Raw genomic sequence first — 20,777 nt, forward strand, 5'->3', positions numbered from 1 at the left:
CCCGCCAGTTTGATACGTCAAACTGCCGTTCGTTATGAATCCATTCATTGATCAACCATTTCTTTCTCGGCGAGCCGCGCTAAAAAGTGCCGCCTGCGGGTTTGGCTCGCTTGCGTTCGGTGCCTTGGCTCATCGCGCGGCGGCCAAAGACAATTTACTCGCGGCGAAGCTCGTGCATCATGTGCCCAAGGCAAAGCGCGTGATTTTTCTCTTCATGGCCGGCGGCGTGAGCCACGTGGATTCATTTGACTACAAGCAGAAGCTCATCGATGACGATGGCAAAATGGTGCGCTTCGACGACGCCCGTACGCTGGCCAAGACGCGCAAAATCGTCGAACACGCCGTCAAAAAACCGCTCTGGAAATTCAAGAATTATGGCCAATGCGGCCAACCCGTCAGCGAACTTTTCCCGCACATGGCCAAGCACGTGGACGACCTTTGCATCCTCAAAGGCATGCACACCGAAGGCGTGGCCCACGGACCGAGCACACTCTTCATGCACTCGGGCACAATCAATCTCATTCGCCCCAGTATGGGCTCGTGGGTCAACTACGGCCTCGGCACAGAAAACGAAAACCTCCCCGGCTTCATCAGCATCGGCCCCTCGATGGGCAACGGCGGTCCACGCAATTACAGCAACGCATTTTTGCCCGCGGCTTATCAAGGCACGCCCATCGGCCGGGCCGGAATTCCGGCCAAGGATTCGACGATTCAAAATATCACCGCACCGGGCATCGACCCCAAGGAACAGCAAAAACAATTCGAACTCCTGCGCGCGCTTAACGCCGAGCAAGCCAAACGCCGCCCCGGCGATGACGAACTCAACGCGGTCATCGGCTCCTTCGAGCTCGCCTGGCGAATGCAAAATAACGCGCCCGGCATTCTCGATTTGTCCAAGGAAAACCCCAAGACCCTCGCGATGTACGGCATCGACCAAAAGCCGACGGATAACTTTGGCCGCTATTGTTTGATGGCCCGCCGCCTTAGCGAAGCCGGCGTGCGCTACGTTCAAGTCAATTACACCGACAACGGCAACAACCCATCGTGGGATCAGCACTCCAATATGCCCAAGCACATGGAGCACGCCCGGGCCAGCGATCAACCCGTGGCTGCGTTGCTGACCGATCTCAAACAGCGCGGATTGCTTGACGACACCATCGTGTGGTGGGGCAGCGAATTTGGCCGCACGCCCTACGCGCAAAACAAAGGTACCGGCCGCGATCACAATCCCGATGGCTTCACCGTATGGCTTGCCGGCGGCGGCATCAAGCCCGGCATCGCCCACGGCAACACCGACGAATACGGCCACCACGCCGTCGAAGGCAAAGTGCACATGCACGACCTCCACGCCACCCTCCTGCACCAACTCGGCCTCAACCACGAAAAGCTAACCTACCGCTATGACGGCCGCGATTTTCGATTGACGGATGTGCACGGCCGCGTGGTGAAGGAAATCCTCGCATAGTTAAGCCTCCCTCCGGCTTGAGCACTTCGCCAACAACCGGCTTTCTTCGCAAGCCAGGCAAGCTTCGCGAGCTGAGCCTGAACTGGTTCATGCTGCGTTTCCGGTTGGGGTGGGCCCGCGAAGGCCGAGTCCAGACACCCAGCGACAAGGACGATTTGCACGAAGACGCCCGGAAGAAACTGAAGATTCATTTCTGGGTGCCCGCCGAGACTCCCGGGGCCCGCATTGCCGTGTTCAACATGTTGGGCAGTTTGCGGGAAGAGGTGGGGTGCGAAGAGCTGCCGTGGGAAATCACCTGTAGCCCCAATCTTCCCAAGCAAGCCACCGATGTGCTCGTTAGCTATAAAGCCGTGCCTCCCGCCGAACCGCTGCCCGGCCAGCCGGTGCGGGTGCTGTTGTTTTGTGATCAATTGGAATGTCTCTGGGGCGAGTTGAAGCAATTCGCAGGCGTGGTCGTTCATTCCAGCTTGCCCTTGGCCCGCCTGGTGGCCAGTCGGCATACGCGGGTTTGGTTCATCGAGGAATGCGAGCACCCCGCCGAAATCGCGGCGGGGCAAGAACGCCTCGCCCAGAGCCCGCCCTCCGGCCGCCCGCCGGTGCTCGCGTGGCACGGCCACCGGCACACCCTTGAGGGACTGCTAGCATTGCGCCCTCTGCTGGAAAACTTCGCGCGTGAAAGGGAGGTCCGGCTGCGGTTGATCTCCAACCATCCGGCCGGCAACGAACAATGGGGCACCCCGCCCGTGGAACGGGTTGCCTATGACGACGAAGCCTTCGCCGCCCTTGCCGGAGAGGCGCGGCTTGGATTGACCCCCACGCGCAACCACCGGATGAAACACTGCCTGTTCAAGCCGTCCTCCCGGCTGCGGCGGCTTTACGCCTTGGGCGTGCCGGCGATTGGCGAAAGCCGCTGTCCCATGGTTCGGGAGTTTGCCGGAGAATTGCCGACCCCTCATCCCTGCGCGAACTCCCCCGCGGAATGGGCACGCCTGCTGCATCATTATTGGGACCACCCCGAGGCACTCGACGCCTTGGCCCGTGCCGGCCATGAACACGTTTTAAAAAACTATGCCATGTCCCGTTACGCCCGCCAATGGATCCAGTTTCTTGCCCAAATCTTTTCTTTCAAAACGTAACCGGCTTGCTACCCTTCCCCCCTATGAATTCGCGGCGCGAATTCCTCCTCGTGGGTGGCCTCGGTGCCGCCGGGCTCTCGCTGCCGCGTCTGCTCGCCAGTGAACGCCCCGGCAAGCCGGCCAAGGCGGATTCGTGCATCATCATTTTCCTCAACGGCGGCGCGCCGCATCTCGATATGTGGGACATGAAACCCCACGCGCCCAAGGAAATCCGCGGCGAGTTTTCGCCTATCCGCAGCACGGTGCCGGGGATGCACGTTTGCGAATTGCTCCCGCGCCTCGCCAAGCAAATGCACCACACCACGCTCGTGCGCTCGATGCATCATAGCGTGAACAATTCCCACGCCGCCGCGGTGTATGCCGCGTTGACCGGCCATGACCGCGGCGAGATCGGCGGCGGCTTTCGGCCCGATGATTACCCCGGCATCGGCTCGGTGATGACCAAGCTGCGCCCGCCGCGCCGCAACGCGCTGCCGTACGTGTCGCTGCCGTACAAGACCAAGGAAGGCGCGGGCGGCCCGTTGCAACCGGGATTCCTCGCGGGCTTCATCGGTGCGCAGCACGACCCATTTTGGGTTTTGGAAGACCCGAACAAGCCGGACTTCCGCGTGCGCAATCTCTCCCTGCCCGCGGGCGTCTCCAGCCAGCGCATGAACCAGCGCGGCAATCTTCTGCAGTCGCTCGACCAAGCCCTCGCCCAAAAACTTCCTGGCGGCCGCACGCATCACGAGGCGATGACCGAGTTTCAAAAACGCGCCTTCGACCTCCTCACTAGCAACGCCACGCAGCAGGCATTTCAACTCGACCGCGAGCCCGCCGTTAAACGCGACGCCTACGGCCGCAACATCTACGGCCAAAGCGTTCTGCTCGCCCGCCGCCTGATCGAGGCCGGCACCCGCGTCGTCACCATGAGCTGGGCGCCCGACGCCAACGCCACGTGGGACACCCACGGCGCCAATTTCAAGAAACTGAAAAACCCGTTGCTGCCCCAGTTCGACGCCGCCGCCTCCAGCCTCATCGCCGACCTCCACCAGCGCGGCCTCTTGAAGCGCACCGTGGTGGCTGTGCTCGGCGACTTCGGCCGCACGCCACGCATCAACAAAAACGCCGGCCGCGACCACTGGAACAACTGCTACACCGTCATGCTCGCCGGCGGCGGCTTCAAGGGCGGCCACATCCACGGCGCCAGCGACCGCACCGGCGCCCTCCCCGCCGAGGCCCCCGTCACCCCCGGCGACATCGTCGCCACCCTTTACCAGCAACTCGGCCTCGACCACCGCACCGAGCTCTACGATTCCCTCGAGCGCCCCCACGCCCTCGTGCCCAAGGCGCGGGTGATTGATGAACTGTTGGGTTAAGGCCCAAGGCCCAAGGCCCAATCTCCAAATCCCAAGGAATAACCAAAACCCAATGCCCAAAAATGGGTCTTGGTCATTGAGATTTCCTTGGACATTGGGCCTTGGTCATTGGACATTTTCCAATCGCCACTTTCAAAACCACCCCCGACCAAACCGACCTCGACGGCATTGAGCGCGACTTGCGTTTCCACCCCAGCCCCGTCACCGAGCCCGCCACGCTCACCCGCGAACAGGTCGACCACTTCAACGCCGCCGGCTACGTCCGCCCCATCACCATTTTTGACGACGCCGAAATCGCCGGCCACCGCGCCTACTTCGACCGCCTCCTTGAGCAGACCCTCGCCGCCGGCGGCGACAGCTACTCCATCAGCACCGCCCACTTAAAACACGCCCGCGTCTACGACCTCCTCACCCATCCCCGCATCGTCGCCTGCGTGCGCGACCTCCTCGGGCCCAACGTCATCGGCTGGGGCTCCCATTTTTTCTGCAAACTCCCCGGCGACGGCAAACGCGTCGCGTGGCATCAGGACGCCAGCTACTGGCCCCTCACCCCCAGCAAAGCCGTCACCTGCTGGCTCGCCATCGACGACGCCGACACCGAGAACGCCTGCATGCGCTTCCTCGCCCGCTCCCACCACGACGGCCACCTCACCTGGCGCCCCAGCACCCCCGAGGAACACAACACCCTCAACCAAACCGTCGAGGACACCGCGAAGTACGGCACCCCCATCGACAACATCCTCCGCGCCGGCCAATGCTCCCTCCATACCGACCTCCTCCTCCACGGCTCCGAGGCCAACCAATCCACCCGCCGCCGCTGCGCCCTCACCCTCCGCTACACCACCCCCGAAGTCCGCGCCGGCATGGACTGGAACGGGAAAGGGGTCGTCGTCAGTGGGGAGGATGCTGAGGGCTACTGGGCAAATCCGCCGCGGCCAGACGATGAATGACCAATGACCAAACCCCCAAGACCCAAGGATTGACCGAATCCCAATGTCCAACTAATCTTGGGCATTGAATCATTGGGAATTCCTTGGACATTGGTCCTTGGTCATTTCCCCCATGCCTTTCCCCTCCCAAGCTTCCTTCATCACCGGCGCCGTGCTGCCCGTGGATGGCGGCTATCTTACCACCTGATTTTTTGACCATGTACAAACGCCCCCTGCAAACCCCCATGGCACTGGCTGATCTTGTGGAGACGGCCATCCCGGAAGACGAACGACTCTGGGTGCCTCAGAGTGATACGGTGGATTTTCGTCCGCTACTTTTCAACACCACCAACGGCGAATGGATCAATCTGCTGCGCGTGCGCGGCGGCGGTCAATTGGGACGGCATCGGCATGCCTCGCCGGTGTACGGGTTTGTGCTCAAAGGCACGTGGCGTTATCTGGAGCATGACTGGGTGGCGCGCGAGGGGATGTTTGTCTATGAACCGCCCGGCGAAATCCACACGCTCGTCGTCGAGGAAGGCGCGGAACCGATGATCACGCTCTTTCACGTGCTCGGTTCAGTGATTTATTACGACGAACACGACCACCCCACCGGCCATGATGATGTGCATGTGAAACTCGAGCTGGCCCGGGCGCATTACGAGAAGGTCGGCCTGGGCGCCGAGGTGGCGGAGGCGTTGATTCGTTAACGCGGCTTGTCAAACGAGCGTCAGTCACTCGGGTTCGACCTCGAGCCGTGGGAGCCTATAACTTCCAGTGCCAGGCCCCGTTTTCCACAATCCAAATTTGTGGTTTTTCATCCTTCTTCCACTCCCCGTTGACGCGGTGGCTGGTGTTCACCGTTGCCTGGGTGAGATCTGCATTCAACTGGATGTCATCAATTCGAAAGTCCGCTTTCTTTAATCCGCCCAATCCAACCATCACACGAATCCCGCCCCAAGTCAGGCCGATCTTCGGGCCATCCGCCTGCGTCTGGGAATCGGTCACGGCTTTGAAGGATTCAAATTTATCCGCCAAAATCGCATCCACACCCTGATCATACCGCGCTTGAATATCGGCCTTGGCTTGGCGCTCGGCCTCAACCTTGGCTTGGCGCTCGGCTGATTCACGAGCCTGCCGGGCCTCCTCCGCCAACTGCGCCGCTTTTTCTTCTGCCGAAGGCCCGCAACCCACCGCGTAGGTGAGCAGCACCACAAATAGTAACAACTGTTTCATAATCAACGGGAATACGCGGCAAAACCTGTCTGGTTACAATCCGGTGACACCCCTTCCAGATGAACAAATAATTGCAATCGTGCCACCATTCAAGTGCAGATTGTGGCGTGGTCACCATTGCCCTCTCGCGCTAAACTCGAGCTGGCCCGGGCGCATTACGAGAAGGTCGGCCTGGGCGCCGAAGTGGCGGAGGCATTGATTCGTTAACGCGGCTTGTCAAACGCCCACCGCTCGCTAGACTTTTCCCCAAGCAAATAATGAAAAAGACACTGATTCTCTTTGGCCTCACCCTCGGCCTGAATATGGTTGCCGCACCCGGTTTGTGGACGGATGCGAAGGACAAAACGTTGCCCGCGGATTTCAAGATCCAAGGGGAATACATCGGCGACCTTTCGTGCGGCTGCGATGTGGGCGCGCAGGTGATCGCGCTGGGCGGCGGCGAGTTTCAGCTCGTGCTGTACCCGGGCGGTCTGCCCGGCGATGGCTGGGATCGCGGGGATGATCGGTCATTGTTTGCCGGCAAACTGAACGGCAATAAGGCCGTGTTCACCGACGCGATCGGCAAGCGCCGTTATCTTGGCAACGGCGCAAATGAATTCAGCGCCACCAGCCAGTACCCGCCCAAGGGCCAGAAGGAAGGCAAGGCCGTGATTGAAAACGGCAAGCTCACCGGTTCCTACGGCAAGAAGACCTTTGAACTGAAACGTCTGGAACGCAAGAGCCCCTCCCTCGGTGCCAAGGCACCCAAGGGCGCTATTGTGCTGTTCGACGGCACGGGCAAAGGCGAATGGCAGGGTGGCCGTCTGGACGAGCAGACCAAGCTGCTGAACACCGACGGGCGCGATATCAAAACGGCCCGCAAATTTCAAAACTACACCATGCACGTGGAATTCCTGCTGCCCTTCAAGCCCGCCGCGCGCGGTCAAGGCCGCGGCAACAGCGGCTTTTATCAGGTGGATCATTACGAGGTGCAGATCCTCGATTCGTTTGGGTTGGAAGGAAAAAACAACGAGTGCGGCGGCGTCTACACCAAGGCCGAGCCGATCGTGAACATGTGCCTGCCGCCGCTCCAATGGCAGACCTACGACGTGGAATTCACCAATGCCGTGATGAAGGACGGCAAGAAAATCAAAAACGCCCGCATGACGCTGAAACACAACGGCGTGGTGATCCACAAGGATCTGGAGATCAACGGCAAGACCGGCGGCTCCCGCCGCGATCCCGAAGGCACGCCCGGCGCCATCAAGCTGCAGGGCCACGGCAACCCGCTGCAATTCCGCAACGTGTGGATCGTGGAGCGGAAATAATTGGCGTGAAATTCACCCCCTACCGATCTGTTTGGCTTGGCCTGATACTGGTTTTTCTTTTCACTAGCTGCGTGGGTTTTCAGGGGTTCATCAAAAAAACCGGGCCAGAATATGAGGCCGAGGTGCGCGCTTGGCAACGGGTGATTGAGCAGCGCGGCGGCAACGGGATGTGGCTGGTGAACCGCGGCTATCGCACGGGCGATGACGTTGTGGCGCTTGCCACTTGCAGTGCGCTTTCGCACGTGGGGATTTTGGATGCGGAAAACGGCGTGGTCATCGAATCGTTATGGAATGGAAACGTGACCAACAGTCTGGCAAATTTTCTTGATATGTCGCATCGCGTGGTGCTGGTACAACCGGAAAGTTGGACGCCCGAAACCGGTCGCGAAGCCCTTGCCAAGGCGCGGGGTGAGTTGGAAAAAAAATATGACTTCGCCGGGCTCATTGGTTTACCCAGCACCAACCGCTGGTATTGCAGCGAACTCGCCTCGTGGTGTTGGGGGCGCGAGGCCAATCAATTCGGCCCGTGGAACGTCATCCACCCGCGCCGCCTGCCGAAGATGGGAACCGTCCTCTTTGACTCCGGCCCGCGCGACGGGCGATTGGACGAGTGAATCATCCCCCGTGATGTGGCGGTTTGGTGATATTTTCCTTTGCGGCTTTCATGTCCTCCGCCGCTGCACGTTCTTGAATCTGTTCCATTTGCTGCGTGAGCCGCCGCAGCGATTTGGCCTGGTCGATCACCGTTCCATTTAACAACTCAGTCAACTGTTCCAAATGCGCCAAAGCCGATTCAATCTTTATCAACCGTTCGTTGTTGCCGTCGCTCATCCGGCCAAATTGCCCTCATCCATTCCGCGAGTCGATTTGAAAATTGAATCTTCCTTGATTATTGAGAATTGATCCTTAAAATTTTTCCACGTATGAAATCAACTTTTTGGATTCTAATGTTCCTCGCCGTTTCGTTCACGGCTTTCGCGCAGAAAAAACCTTCGTACACGCCAGATCAAGCCGTCGCGCGAATGAAACTGCCGGAAGGTTTTTCGGTCACGCAATTCGCCGCCGAGCCGGATGTGGTGCAGCCCTTTGCGTTTTGCTTTGATGATCGCGGACGGGTTTGGGTGTGTGAAAATCTGAACTACGAAACGCGCAAGAGCGACACCTTCAAGCAAGGACCGAAAGGGCGCATTCTCATTCTGGAAGACACCAACGGAGACGGCCGGTTCGACAAGCGCAAAGTGTTCATCGACAAGATTTTTTTCCCAACCGGACTGCAAGTGGGCTTCGGCGGCGTGTGGGTTGGCTCGCCGCCCAATCTGCTTTTTATTCCCGACAAAAATGGCGATGACATTCCCGATGGCGATCCCATCGCGGTGCTCGATGGCTGGGGCCGGCAGGACCGGCACGAAACGCTGAACAGTTTTGTGTGGGGGCCGGACGGCTGGTTGTACGGCTGCCACGGCGTGTTTACCCACAGCAAAGTGGGCCGGCCCGGCACGCCGGAAAAAGACCGCGTGCCGCTCAACGCCGGCGTGTGGCGCTATCATCCCACCAAGAAGGATTTTGAAGTCTTCGCGTGGGGCACCAGCAATCCTTGGGGGCTCGATTTTGACAGCCGCGGCCAGGCCTTTATCACCGCCTGCGTCATCCCGCACCTGTGGCACATGGTGCAGGGCGGGCGCTATCATCGGCAGGGCGGCCGGCATTTTAATCCGCACATTTACAACGACATCAAAACCATCGCCGACCACGTGCACCAAAACTATGGCGGCCGCAAACACGAAGGCGGCCTCGCGTATTTTTATGCGAACGGCGCGTTCTCCGAAAAAAACAACCGCCAACGCAAAGGCGGCTTCGCCCACGGCGGCTGCCAGATTTACAACGGCGGCGCGTTCCCGAAGCAATATCACGGGCAAGCGTTCATGGGCAACATCCACCATCATATGCTCTACGTGGACAACCTCCAGCGCCGTGGCTCGGGCTTTGCCGGCACACACGGCGGCGATTTTATGCTCGCGCACGATCCGCATTTTCTCGGCTTCAATCTCGACACCGGCCCCACCGGCGCGCTGTGGGTTATTGATTGGAACGATGCCGACATCTGCGGACGCATTGTCCATCAACTCGGCACCGGCCGCATCTATCGCGTGTCGCACACCAACTGCAAGCCCGTAAAAAACCTCAACCTCGCCCAACTCAACGACAGCAAGTTGGTGGATTTATTAAATCACAAAAACGATTGGTACGCCGATCACGCCCGCCGCCTCCTGCAGGAACGCGCCGAAGCCACGCGCCACCAAGGCCCCGACGAAGGCATCTCCGCAACTGCGGCCGAAACGCCCGGCTTGCTCAGTGAAATTTATCTCAATCCCAAAGCCAACCCCACCCATCGCCTGCGCGCGATGCTCGCAATGCACTCGATGTTCGGCCTCAACTCGGAGATATTGCTCAAGCTGATGGTCGACAAGGACGAAACCCTTCGCGGCTGGGCCATCCAATGCGCGTTGGAAAAAAAGAAAACGAATCAGCTCACCCTCGATCAACTTGTGAACATGGCCAGGACCGATGGATCCAAATTCGTCCGCCTCTACCTCGCCAGCGCGCTGCAGCGACTGCCGCTTGATCAACGCTGGTCTCTTGCCGAAGCGCTCATTGCGCATGAAGCGGATAAAGATGACCACAACCTCCCGCTCCTTTACTGGTACGGCATCGAACCGCTTGTCCCCGCCGACAAAGCCCGCGCCCTCAAACTAGCTGCAACATCCAAAATCCCACTCATCCGCCAATACATCGCCCGCCGTATTTCCGCAAAATAAAGTTGAACGAACGGACCCGTAAGCTCGTCCCTCCATCGTGCTGAAACATGATGGCGCCCCAAAATATTTGGGAGGGACGAAATTGCGAGTCCGCAGCCACAATAATTTATTATGAAAAAAACAATCCTATTGCTCGCCGCCTTCGCTTTCGCCGCTCAAGCTGATTGGAAACAATGGCGCGGGCCGACCGGTCAAGGGCATGCGGACGCCAAACTGCCCACCGAGTGGAGCGAAACCAAAAACGTCAAGTGGCGCACGCCCATCCCGGGCAAAGGTTGGTCGTCGCCTGTGATTGAGGGCGATCAGATTTGGATGACCACTGCCTTCGAGACGGCTGCCACCGAAGCGGAAGCCAAAGAACGCCTCAAGAAAAATACCGGTGGCGTTCCGGTGAAAGTCCTTAGCAATGTGCAACTGCACGTCGTGTGCGTTGATAAACGCACCGGCAAACTGCTGCACAATTTTGAGGTCATCACCAAGAAACAGCCGCAGTGGGTTCACAAGCTCAACAGTTACGCTTCACCCTCACCCATCATTGAAGCCGGCCGTGTGTATTGCCACTTCGGCTCGTACGGCACCGTGTGCATCGACGCCAAAACCGCCAAGGTGGCGTGGCGGAATGAAAAACTGTGGGTCAATCACGAAAACGGCCCCGGTAGCACGCCGGTGCTTTGGAAGGATTTATTAATTTTCCACATGGACGGCAGCGACAAACAATACGTGGTGGCGCTCGATAAAAAAACCGGTCTCGAAAAATGGCGCACCGCCCGCACCGGCAAGATGAATGAAAACCCGCAGCTCAAAAAATCTTACGGCACCCCGCTTATCATTAAGGCTAACGGTCGCGACACGCTCTTTTCTCCTGCCAGCGATTGGCTCTACGGCTACGATCCCGCCACCGGCCGTGAGTTGTGGAAAGTTGCCTACGGGATGCTTGGGTTTTCCGTCGTGCCGCGCCCGGTCACCGGCCACGGCATGCTTTTTATGAGCACTAGTTTTATGCGATCGCAACTCCTCGCTGTCCGATATGAAAATACCGGCAAACCGGATATCGTGTGGAAATACAATCGCGGCGTCTCCAAACAGCCCTCGCCCATCCTTATCGGCGACGAGCTTTACTTTGTCGATGACAGCGGTGGGCTTGTTACTTGCCTCAACGCTCACACCGGCGACGTTCACTGGCGTGAACGTCTCGGCGGTAATTACAGCGCTTCCCCGCTGCACGCCAACGGCAAAATTTATTTCCACAGTCGCGAAGGCATCACCACCGTGCTTCAAGCCGGCAAAACATTCAAAGTCCTTGCCAAAAATAAACTCGACGGCCAACACATGGCCAGCGCAGCGGTGGACGGCAACGCCTTGATTTTGCGCACTGACAAGGCTTTGTATTGGATTGAAAGCCGGTAGGGCGGTTTCTCCGAAACCGCCGTGGCGCGTTCGAAGAGCACGCCCTACCTTGCCGCGTCATTTGAATGTCACCTGCGCGCCCGGCTTGAGTGCGTGCTTGGGCATTTCTTTAAATGAATGGAAATTGCGCATGGTTTCGAGTTTTTCGATGGTGTTTTTGCTTTCGTCGTACACACCCGTTTTGGCATCGAGCACGCCTTTTGCGTTCAGGCCCAAGTGCTTCACCATAAATGGATACATCGCTTGCCGTTTGGAAAGCTGATAGCCGTGGCCTTCTTTTGCGAAGTGGGTGTTCGCCGCTTTGGCTTCCGCGCCGTAGTATTTGTAAATTTTCCGGATGAACGGATGCTCTACCGTTGGCGTGTTCTTCGTCCAATCGCCGCCCACGGAAATGAGCTTCAACGGGCGCGGCGCGGCGAGTGCTGCGATCTCCGCGTTATTCGTTTCCAGCTGCTCGGTCTTGTGGATCGGCATGCCGCTTTCGCAATGGCAGCCGCCAAAGAAATGCGCGGACACCATCACCACCGGCACACTCACCGCCACGCGCTCATCAATCGCCGTCAGCAAAAATGTCTGCGTGCCGCCACCGGAACAACCGGTCACCCCAATGCGTTTTGGGTCCACCTCCGGCAGTGTCTCTAGAAAATCGATCGCCCGCACGCTGCTCCACGTTTGCAGCGTGAGCGCCTGCGGATGGCTGTGTTTCCAGCCGAGATGTTCCGAATCGCCGAAACCGATCATGTCATACGAAAACACCACCGCCCCCATTCGCGCAAGTGTCGCACAGCGATGTTGCTGATCCGGCCGGAGTCGTCCGCCCGCGGGGCCGCGCGCATGGCCGTGTGGACAAAGAATGCCGGGACGTTTGCTTTTGAAACCCAGGGGCCGGTATAAATTGCCGTACACAAAAAATCCCGGTCGCGCCTCGAAGGCGGCTGCTTCCACGCTGTAGCCGTTATAGGTGCGTTTGTTTTTGATGATGGCTTTAAGCGGTGTATGCTTGGGTAACGGATTGAGCTTCGCGCCCGTGAGAATTTGCTGCCGCACGGCTGCCGCGCGGGTTTTCCATTCGGCAAGATCGGAATGCGTGGCCGCAAGCCGCGCAAGTTGTTTCACGGCATCCGCTTCGGAATGATAATGGCCAACGCACAGCGTGGGTTTCTCCGCCGCACGGGTAGCGAATGCAATTAGGGTGAGGGCTAGGAAGAGGTGTTGCATCAGCTAAGGTTGGCAGAAGCGTTCCCTTCGCGCAATGGCTATTCCTTTGTTTGCTTGGGCGGGGCCAAATGTCGGCTCCGGAAAAATGACTTGTGCAGCTCAAGCAGGCGGCCGAGTTCCTGAATGGGCGTTTTGTGATCGGCCACGCGCAGGTCGATGTAGCGGTCATTGGCGCTGTTGTATCCGCCCTTTTCGCGCACCACCAATAGCGCAGCGGATTGTCGCCCGCGCTTGTCGCCGCCGGCGGCTTGCGCCGCTTCGAGTGCGGCCATCAGCCAATCGGCCAGTTCGGTTTCGGGCGTCTTGCGTGCGTTCTCAAATGCGGCCGCCATATTTTTCACCACCGCGTCGCTGGCAAGGATGTTTCCCTGCGCGGCAAAATGTTTGCCCGTCACGTGCCCCGCCCAATCCATACAGCGTTTGCCCGTGAAGCTGGCGGCGCGGCCTTTGGCATCCACGATGCCGAGTTGCCGAAACTCACGCCGCGCATCGGGCTTGGTTAGCGCGTTCACCACCTCCGTCGGTGATTTGCCTTTGGCTAGCAACTCCAGTCCATCAGGGCCGTACTCAATTTTCGCCCACGATTGCGTGGCCAGCGCGCCCACGCCGGCCTTAGCCCACGGCACTACCGAGCCCACGCTGAAAAATTTACTCTGCACCGCGACGCCCAATTCGCCGGTAGCCGGATCAAAGGCAACAATGGAAAACGTGGCAATCGGCCCCTCAGCGGCCTGTGTAGAGATACAAATGACACCCATGAACACAGATAAAATTTTGGCGAAGCGTTGCATGCTCGGATTGTAGCGCAGTCCCGGCCCGGCGCAATCGTTTGGTTGTAATTCTAAACGAAGAAGTTTTGACTCTTTCGGCCGGAAAGGTACAACAGGCCCACGTATGAACACTTCTCTCAAGGGCAAATGGGTATTGATCACCGGCGCGTCGGCGGGGTTTGGCGCGGAAGGCGCGCGGCACTTTGCGCGCGAAGGGGCGCATCTCGTCCTTGGCGCGAGGCGTGTGGATCGGCTTAAATCAGTTGCTGCCGAATGCGAACAGGCCGGCGCAGCCTCGGCGCATGTTCATGAATTGGACGTGGCCTGTACCGAGAGCGTCAACGCCTTCGTCGATTGGCAAAAAACGCTAACGCCCAAGCTTGATGTGCTGGTAAACAATGCCGGTGGCGCGCATGGGATGGACACCGTGGCCGAAGGTAAGGACGCCGATTGGGAGGCGATGGTGCAGTCAAATTTCCTGGGACTCATGCGCGTGACGCGGGCGTGTCTGCCGTTGATGGTGGAGAACCCCGGCAGCACGATCATCAACATTGGCTCCATCGCCGGCCGTGTGGCGTACGAGTACGGCTCGGTGTACTGCGGCGTGAAGGCGGCAGAAAAATCAATCACCCAAACGCTGCGGCTGGAGCTCAACGGCACTGGCGTGCGCGTGGGCACGCTGGATCCGGGACTGGCGTTGACGGAGTTTTCCATCGTTCGTTTCAAAGGTGATGAAGAATTGGCTGACAAACCATACGTGGGGCTCGACCCATTGGTGGCCGAGGACATCGCCGAAGCGATGGTGTGGATGGCCACGCGCCCGCCGCATGTGTGCATCGACGAGATATTAATCAAGTGCACCGCTCAAGCCGCCATCCACAAGACGCATCGCGAGACGAGTTAGCGTTTTACTTGGAAAACCCAAGTAGTTTTTTCATGGCCACGGCGTAGCGTTTGCCGAATTCGCGATAGCCGGCGGCATTGAAGTGGACGACGTCGCCCTTGTGGCCGAGGCCCTCAGCGGAAACCCACGCGGCGTGGTTCACTTTGCCCGGCAACGCCTTGAGCGCGGCGTCGACGGTGGGTTTGAATTTGGCTGCCTTAAAAAAATGGCCCATTTCGCCGACGACGATGGGGATGTTTTTATCACCCAAATCCTTTCGCCACGCTGAAATCATGGCGTGAAGTTGTTGCTCGTAGATTTTTGCGGTGGCTTCCTTGCCGGAATCATTTTCGCCTTGGTGCCAAAGGATGCCTTTAATGACGCCTTTTTTTTGCGCGACCGCGGCGCGTTTTAATGCGGCCTTGTAGAGGTCTCCGTTTCGCTGCCAACGGCGGATGGGGGTGCCGCCAACGGCGCAGGGGATGAGGCCAATTTTGAGGTTTGGATTGGCTTTGGCCATCGTGATGCCAAAGGTGCGGCCGAGGCTGACGCCGGCGATGGTTTTATCAAACGAAATGGGGTCGACGGCCGACACCCATTCGTTGGCCTTGTTGAGCATCAACACGCGCGGCACGGCCACCTTATCTTCCAGCGCGATCTTGCCGCGCCCGGCCATGTTTGACTGGCCGATGAGCAGATACAAATGGAAGTTTGCATCAGCCGCCTGCAGCGCGCAGGCAGATGTTGCCAACAGCCCGAGTATCCAGCGGCGCATGGCTAGAGTTTTTTGCCGAGCTGGCTGGTGAAGGGCGAGGCGGGCAGACCGGCGCCATTGACGAGGTTGGGCTCAGCGAGTTGATTCCAGCCGAAGCGTACGCCTATTGGGTTACGAACGGCTTTGCTGGATACGATGACTTTGCCCTCGTGCACATACGCGCCGGCGGGGAACCATTTGCCCTCGGCGGTGAGCAGCTCGAAATGCGTTAGTGGCTTGTCATCACGCGATTTAATGCCGGCGGCGTGTTCAAAATCCACAATCGCCCGGCCGCCTTCCACTTTGAGTGATTTGTAGAGCGGGCCGGAATACACAATGTCTTTTTGGCCGTACGTCTTCGCCAACGCCCACAATGCCAGCCGCTTGCCGACGTCCTGTTTGTTCGGCGGGTGGATGTCGCCCACCGTGGTGATATCCGTGGTGACGGCCATGCCGGTGTTGGGAATTTTTTTCACCGCGCTGAGTTGCGCCTGCCAAATGCCTGCCAGCCGCGTGGGGTCGCCGCCGTATCGGTAGGGGGCCAGTTGCACAAACAGAAACGGCATGTCGGCGTTGTGCCACACGCTGCGCCAACCGGCGATGAGCGCGCGCATTTTTTGGTAGTACATCATCCCTTCGCCATTGTTGCTTTCGCCCTGATACCACAGTGCGCCTTTGATGGTGTATGGCAGCAGCGGATGAATCATGCCATTGTACAGCGCAAGCGCGCTTTGGTGGTTAACCCCGTTGCCGCGTTTGGCGGGGAAATCTTTCAAATTGTCGGCGATGTTTTTGAGCGCGGGGACACCCTTAAAACCCACCGGCGGAATCCACGGCTCGATGCGCGTGCCGCCCCAGTTGCTGCCGATGAGGCCGATGGGCACGTTGAGTTCGCCCTGCAGATGGCGCGCGAAATAATATCCGACTGCGGTGAAATTACCCGTAACCGCCGGCGTGCTCGGCTGCCAACCGGTCGAAGGCACATCGCTCTCCTGCTTGGCGCTGGGGCGATGGGGAATTTTTATATGGCGAATCAGCGGATGCTTGGCATTGGCGATTTCCTCTTTCGCATTTGTCGAACGGGAGACCGTCCATTCCATATTCGACTGACCGGAGCATAGCCAAACTTCGCCCACAAGCACGTCCGTGAGTTTCACCGTGCTGCTACCTTTTACCGTGAGCGCGCGGCCCTTGGCGCTGGCCTTCATGGCGGTGAGCTTTACCTGCCATCGGCCATCCTTACCGGCTTTTGCTGTGTGGGTTTGGTCGGCGAACGAAACGGTCACCTCCGTGCCCGCATCGTCCCAGCCCCAAATCGGGCACGCCGCGTCCCGTTGCAAAACCATATGGCTACCGAGTATGGACGGCAGCTTGGTTTCCGCTTGCGCAAAAATTGTGGTGAGGGTGAATAGGACGACAGTCCAACCGAATGGAAAAAGACGTTGTGTCATGGGCCGATTGCAACCCCGATTGCCTCCCGCGTCAATGCAGAAAACTTGGTAATTGAGACACGGAATCCAAGATCCACACGGATGAGTCAATCCGTGAAAATCCATACCTGAAGTTCGACTATTTTTTGGACTTTATCAAACGCTGATAACCCTCGATTCTGCGCTCAAGATCAGGGTTATTTTTTTCCAACTCCGCCCTCTCAAGAGCGGCGGTCAATGCCTTTTCATATTCATTTTTTGACACCCAATGCATCTCCTCAACGGATAGGGTTCCAAGTAATAATGGGCGCGACAAGTCTTTTTGGTCGGGCGAAGTTTTGCCAAATGTTTGGGCGATTAGTTTGGCATCATCGAAGCGATGATTTGAATTTAGATAATGGACATATTTGAAGGCTGCTTCCGGGTAGATTGGGCCCAAGGCGAAGGCTTGGCGGAATGCAAAGTCAGCTTCCTGCGCATATACTTTTTTTAGTTCGGCACCTTTTGTGGTTGTTTGCCGCCAAGAAAACAACTGGGCTTGGCCGCACCTCATTTTCGAAAACGCTTTCTGTTCTGAACAAGGTGGTCCTTTCCGGAATTCGAGCTTTTCCATCACCTCTTTTTTTCCTTTCAAAAACAAAGCGTCGCCTTTGAAATTATCGTGATTGCCTTTGATGTAAATCGTTTCAACCCATTTGCATAATTCAGCCACGGTGGTTTCCGGCTTCACCACAGCGTCGCCCACGCAGAGTGCCATATATTTCTGCCAATCCTTTCTGCTTTGGGCGATGTGGTCCTGATGCAATTCCTTCAGTGGTTTTCGTTCCAGCTTGAATATCAAGCCATGCGGAACCATGTGTGGCATCATCCATCCAAGCGGAAAACTCTCTTCCAAATAAAAATCATGTTCAGGATTTTTATCAAAAATCTTTTTAGCTAAAAGCGCATTGATCGCCATCACCGAGCCATTTCCGTGTACTTGCATTTGCGGGTTGAGCGGGGTGGACATTAGTTTTTTGCATTTGGGGCAGGGTAAGCCGCCTTGTGCTTGCACCCGTTTGAATGTTTGCATTTCGTACCGTCCGATCGCAATGAGCTGGCGGGTGCCACAGGTTGGGTCCAGGCACTGGAACGGGTAATTAAGCGTCACATTTTCGTTGGGGGCGAGTTGTCCGCGCCCCATGCGCTGCATGGCATCCTGCAGATAATCGTTGAACGCAATTTGGTTATCCTCAACCGAAGGAATGTAAATGCGTTTCCCATACAATCCCCTCAAGTATCTCAAATAAGTAAAATCAGCAAATGCGTTCTGAGTGATGGCAAAAAAAGGATCAGCCTTTTCATGTGATTTACATCCCAAAGTGATGGCAAAGCGTCCGGAGTCCGTGCCTCCAAAATAGATGCTGCCCTTGGGGATGCTCTCAATAATGACTTCCATGTACATTCGTAAATATTTCGCATGCCACATGTCCACCGCCTCCATGGCTCCAAACACTTCCATGGTCGGCGCCCAAACAAACCGAAAATCATTCGCCCTCTTTTCCCTTTGAAGCGCAATTGTTTTTCGCCAACGATCTAATATTTCTACCTCAAAGAGTTTTTCCAATTTAGGTATTACAGCAGCCCAGAAAGCTTCTCCAAAGAAAGGAGGAAGGCTATCGTATTGGCCACTCATCTGCGCTAATGGCCGATATTGCTTTTGAGCTTTTGCAAAATCTCCGGCAATCACTGCATCAAAAAAATCCCATACTCCTTTAGGAGGTTTCACCTTATTCTCCGCAGCAATCGCTTTGGCATAATCACGCTTACGAATCGCGAAAGCCTTAAAGTCGGCCATCAACTTAGCCTTTGGGGATAGCGCGGCTGGTTTTAATTGTTTCTCCTTGCCATTGGGCTTGCTGTTCAGTTCCAGCGGAACAGCCACAACTGGCTTGTTCGATACAAACAACACTAATAAAATCAAACCTAGTTCCAAAATCCGGTTCATACTGAAAGATTACAATCAGATTACTTAAATTGCACTATTATAATTTACCTTACTGGGAGAAATGGGGCTTTATTTTGGCAAGGGCTGGTTGAGTTCTGCGGCCAGTTTTTTCAGTTGGCCTGATAGCGCGGTTTCGATTTTTTCCATTAATGTGGGGCCGGTGCGGTCGCGTTGGGTGGGGACGGCAATGGCGTCGCCAATTTCAATGATTACGCGATGCGGCCGATGGCGGTCCACAAACTTAAAATCGTGCTCGAAGCGTTCCACCGTTTCGATGAGGCGCTCGATGCACGGTTCGGCAGCCAAATAATCAGCAGGATACGCGCCGAGGTGCAGGGCGAAGGTGCAATCGCGCAGTTGTTTCCAGCAACGTTCGCGGCGGCTGGGCGTGGCGTCGCCGTCCACCAGTTCCTTGAGCATCACCGTGCGGAGCGCCTTCACCCGCTCATACACACCACGGCCTTCGCCGGGGCGCTCCCATTTCTGTTCGATGGGTTCGAGGATGCGATCGATGAGGCGGTCGAGCCGTTCAAACAATTCGCCGCTCTGCGCTTCGCCAAAATATTCCACCTCGCGCAAGCCAAGCAAGCCGGTGCCAATTTTGCGCACCCGTTCCAGTGGCGATAGTTCGGTTTGCGGTTCCCACGAAAGTTCGCGTTCGAGATCAGCCAGTGCGGTGGGCAGCGTTTCTCCCAAATCACCGGCGAATTGATACTTGAGTGCCACCGGATGCACAACGACTTGGCCGTTTTTCGCCGCACGTTTTTTCGCCGCGCGCTGCACGATCAGCGAGGTGCCTTCCTGCAATGGGCTGAGTCGGTCGTTGTGAAACGAAACGGTGCCCTCGGGAAACAACACGAGCGGTCGGCGTGCCTCAGCGAGAATATCGATGGCGGTGTTCAGTGAAGTTTTGTCCAAGCCCTCGCGATGCACACTGAAGGCGCCCAGCTGCCGCACGAGAAATCGCTGAAACCAGCCCTGCTTGAACACGTGCCAACTGGCCATGAAATGAAAATGCGAGTTCACGTGTTTCGTGAGCAAGCCCACCACCAACGCATCCGGATCGCGCACGTGATTGGGCGCCAGCACAATGCCGTGCCCCGCCGCCAGTGAGGCGCGCAGTTTTTCCACGCCGCGCACTTCGTGTCCCACAATGCCCCACGCGTGTTTTAACTGAACCGGCAAAACCGGCTGCATCAACCGCGCCACCAACGTGCCACTCTTGGGCGGGACAAACTCGTACGGCTCGGCCACGATGACCTCCGCCGTCTCGGTGGCCAGTCCACTGGGTTTACTGTGTTTGCCGGGCGGTTTCGTTTCCATTGCCGGCATGGAGCATACGCAATTTCAGCCATTTCACAAAATCGAAACGAGCGGACGAACTATTGATTATATCAATGCAACAGTTCCCGCGCCTTGGCCTCGCGGCGGCGTTTTCCAACTTGCGCCGCCCACGGCAACCACAACACGCCCCAACCCATCGCCGTGAGCGCGCCCATGCCCGCACCTAACTTGGCCGCCCGCGCATTTCGTTCGCGATTATTTTTTGAGTCCTGAAAAATATGATAAAAAATCCCGATCGAAATTGCCATCATGAGCACAAACCATATTGCCGAGCCAATGACCACACGTTTGAGTGTGAACCACGATTCTTTTTTGGCGGGAGCGGCAGCCGCCAGTTGTTGCACCGGCACCCATTCCGGAAGTCCCTCGTGCCACGCAAGATCTGCGGGCAACACGCTGCCCTCGGCAAGGTGTTTCTGAATTTGCTCCAACGAGTACGGCCCCATTTGCTGGCCGTCACGGTTGAGGTGAATTTCCATGCCCGAAGAATAATCTGATCGGCACGCTTTGTCTGCCCAAAAACAATTGGCCAACTCCTCATTCGCAGTTACACTTTGCGCATGCAGAAGTGGGAATACAAAGTGGTTAAACGCGCCAATGTATCAGAGGAAAAGCTGAACAAACTGGGCGCCGAAGGCTGGGAGCTGATGAATGTTGTGTTGCCCCAATGCAACCTGCCCGGCAGCTTCGACGAGATTGACGTGGAAATAGTGCTGCGCCGCCCAGTGGCCGAGTAG

The 20,777-nt window shown here is 57.4% G+C and carries 20 protein-coding genes; 11 read left to right on the top strand and 9 right to left on the bottom strand.

What is annotated here, in order from left to right; all coding sequences use genetic code 11:
* The first annotated feature begins 34 nt into the window (after nucleotides 1-34).
* The 5 genes from H8E27_00930 (at nucleotide 35) to H8E27_00950 (ending at nucleotide 5,598) form a co-directional block, all read left to right on the top strand.
* Entirely contained in the window at nucleotides 35-1,465 is a 1,431-nt protein-coding gene (locus tag H8E27_00930; GenBank protein MBC8324180.1) for a DUF1501 domain-containing protein, read from the top strand.
* 17 nt (nucleotides 1,466-1,482) lie between these two features.
* Nucleotides 1,483-2,601, top strand: coding sequence for a glycosyltransferase family 1 protein (locus H8E27_00935; protein ID MBC8324181.1), 1,119 nt, complete (start codon nucleotides 1,483-1,485; stop codon nucleotides 2,599-2,601).
* Between the two features lie 23 nt (nucleotides 2,602-2,624).
* The gene (locus tag H8E27_00940; protein MBC8324182.1) at nucleotides 2,625-3,959 is read left to right on the top strand and encodes a DUF1501 domain-containing protein; all 1,335 of its coding nucleotides are present in this window, start codon (nucleotides 2,625-2,627) and stop codon (nucleotides 3,957-3,959) included.
* Between the two features lie 122 nt (nucleotides 3,960-4,081).
* Nucleotides 4,082-4,909 carry a phytanoyl-CoA dioxygenase family protein gene (locus H8E27_00945; protein ID MBC8324183.1) on the top strand — a complete coding sequence of 276 codons (828 nt, stop codon included), beginning with the start codon at nucleotides 4,082-4,084 and terminating at the stop codon, nucleotides 4,907-4,909.
* Between the two features lie 164 nt (nucleotides 4,910-5,073).
* On the top strand, nucleotides 5,074-5,598 hold the full coding sequence (locus tag H8E27_00950) for a 2,4'-dihydroxyacetophenone dioxygenase family protein (GenBank protein MBC8324184.1): 525 nt from the start codon (nucleotides 5,074-5,076) through the stop codon (nucleotides 5,596-5,598).
* Nucleotides 5,599-5,653: 55 nt separating this feature from the next.
* On the opposite strand, the gene H8E27_00955 is transcribed toward H8E27_00950, so the two are convergent.
* Nucleotides 5,654-6,124, bottom strand: a complete 471-nt coding sequence (locus H8E27_00955; GenBank protein ID MBC8324185.1) for a hypothetical protein — start codon at nucleotides 6,122-6,124, stop codon at nucleotides 5,654-5,656.
* Between the two features lie 257 nt (nucleotides 6,125-6,381).
* Between H8E27_00955 and H8E27_00960 the strand changes: the two genes are divergently transcribed.
* Nucleotides 6,382-7,431, top strand: coding sequence for a DUF1080 domain-containing protein (locus H8E27_00960; GenBank protein ID MBC8324186.1), 1,050 nt, complete (start codon nucleotides 6,382-6,384; stop codon nucleotides 7,429-7,431).
* Between the two features lie 71 nt (nucleotides 7,432-7,502).
* Nucleotides 7,503-8,045 carry a hypothetical protein gene (locus tag H8E27_00965; GenBank protein MBC8324187.1) on the top strand — a complete coding sequence of 181 codons (543 nt, stop codon included), beginning with the start codon at nucleotides 7,503-7,505 and terminating at the stop codon, nucleotides 8,043-8,045.
* Between the two features lies 1 nt (nucleotide 8,046).
* Here the strand turns inward: H8E27_00965 and H8E27_00970 are convergent, their stop codons facing one another.
* Nucleotides 8,047-8,262 carry a SlyX family protein gene (locus H8E27_00970; GenBank protein ID MBC8324188.1) on the bottom strand — a complete coding sequence of 72 codons (216 nt, stop codon included), beginning with the start codon at nucleotides 8,260-8,262 and terminating at the stop codon, nucleotides 8,047-8,049.
* Nucleotides 8,263-8,354: 92 nt separating this feature from the next.
* Here H8E27_00970 and H8E27_00975 point away from each other — a divergent pair, with 92 nt between their 5' ends.
* Together H8E27_00975 and H8E27_00980 are read left to right on the top strand one after the other, a co-directional pair.
* Nucleotides 8,355-10,247, top strand: a complete 1,893-nt coding sequence (locus tag H8E27_00975) for a hypothetical protein (protein ID MBC8324189.1) — start codon at nucleotides 8,355-8,357, stop codon at nucleotides 10,245-10,247.
* 111 nt (nucleotides 10,248-10,358) lie between these two features.
* Nucleotides 10,359-11,654 carry a PQQ-binding-like beta-propeller repeat protein gene (locus H8E27_00980; protein MBC8324190.1) on the top strand — a complete coding sequence of 432 codons (1,296 nt, stop codon included), beginning with the start codon at nucleotides 10,359-10,361 and terminating at the stop codon, nucleotides 11,652-11,654.
* Nucleotides 11,655-11,711: 57 nt separating this feature from the next.
* On the opposite strand, the gene H8E27_00985 is transcribed toward H8E27_00980, so the two are convergent.
* On the bottom strand, nucleotides 11,712-12,872 hold the full coding sequence (locus H8E27_00985) for an acetylxylan esterase (GenBank protein ID MBC8324191.1): 1,161 nt from the start codon (nucleotides 12,870-12,872) through the stop codon (nucleotides 11,712-11,714).
* A 38-nt stretch (nucleotides 12,873-12,910) separates the two neighbouring features.
* On the bottom strand, nucleotides 12,911-13,630 hold the full coding sequence (locus H8E27_00990; GenBank protein ID MBC8324192.1) for a DUF1028 domain-containing protein: 720 nt from the start codon (nucleotides 13,628-13,630) through the stop codon (nucleotides 12,911-12,913).
* Between the two features lie 136 nt (nucleotides 13,631-13,766).
* Here H8E27_00990 and H8E27_00995 point away from each other — a divergent pair, with 136 nt between their 5' ends.
* Entirely contained in the window at nucleotides 13,767-14,546 is a 780-nt protein-coding gene (locus H8E27_00995) for an SDR family NAD(P)-dependent oxidoreductase (protein MBC8324193.1), read from the top strand.
* 4 nt (nucleotides 14,547-14,550) lie between these two features.
* Here H8E27_00995 and H8E27_01000 read toward each other — a convergent pair whose 3' ends face one another.
* The 5 genes from H8E27_01000 to H8E27_01020 form a co-directional block, all read right to left on the bottom strand.
* The gene (locus tag H8E27_01000; GenBank protein ID MBC8324194.1) at nucleotides 14,551-15,300 is read right to left on the bottom strand and encodes a sialate O-acetylesterase; all 750 of its coding nucleotides are present in this window, start codon (nucleotides 15,298-15,300) and stop codon (nucleotides 14,551-14,553) included.
* Nucleotides 15,301-15,302: 2 nt separating this feature from the next.
* Nucleotides 15,303-16,730: a sialate O-acetylesterase gene (locus H8E27_01005; GenBank protein ID MBC8324195.1), complete on the bottom strand. Its 1,428-nt coding sequence runs from the start codon at nucleotides 16,728-16,730 to the stop codon at nucleotides 15,303-15,305.
* A gap of 118 nt (nucleotides 16,731-16,848) precedes the next feature.
* The gene (locus H8E27_01010; protein MBC8324196.1) at nucleotides 16,849-18,696 is read right to left on the bottom strand and encodes a hypothetical protein; all 1,848 of its coding nucleotides are present in this window, start codon (nucleotides 18,694-18,696) and stop codon (nucleotides 16,849-16,851) included.
* Between the two features lie 69 nt (nucleotides 18,697-18,765).
* Entirely contained in the window at nucleotides 18,766-20,019 is a 1,254-nt protein-coding gene (locus tag H8E27_01015) for a 1-acyl-sn-glycerol-3-phosphate acyltransferase (protein MBC8324197.1), read from the bottom strand.
* A gap of 71 nt (nucleotides 20,020-20,090) precedes the next feature.
* Nucleotides 20,091-20,519 (bottom strand): DUF4339 domain-containing protein, encoded by a 429-nt coding sequence (locus H8E27_01020; protein MBC8324198.1) that lies wholly within the window; start codon nucleotides 20,517-20,519, stop codon nucleotides 20,091-20,093.
* An 81-nt stretch (nucleotides 20,520-20,600) separates the two neighbouring features.
* Here H8E27_01020 and H8E27_01025 point away from each other — a divergent pair, with 81 nt between their 5' ends.
* Nucleotides 20,601-20,777: a DUF4177 domain-containing protein gene (locus H8E27_01025; GenBank protein MBC8324199.1), complete on the top strand. Its 177-nt coding sequence runs from the start codon at nucleotides 20,601-20,603 to the stop codon at nucleotides 20,775-20,777.

It is taken from the genome of Limisphaerales bacterium (assembly GCA_014382585.1).
Lineage (GTDB): Bacteria > Verrucomicrobiota > Verrucomicrobiia > Limisphaerales > UBA1100 > JACNJL01.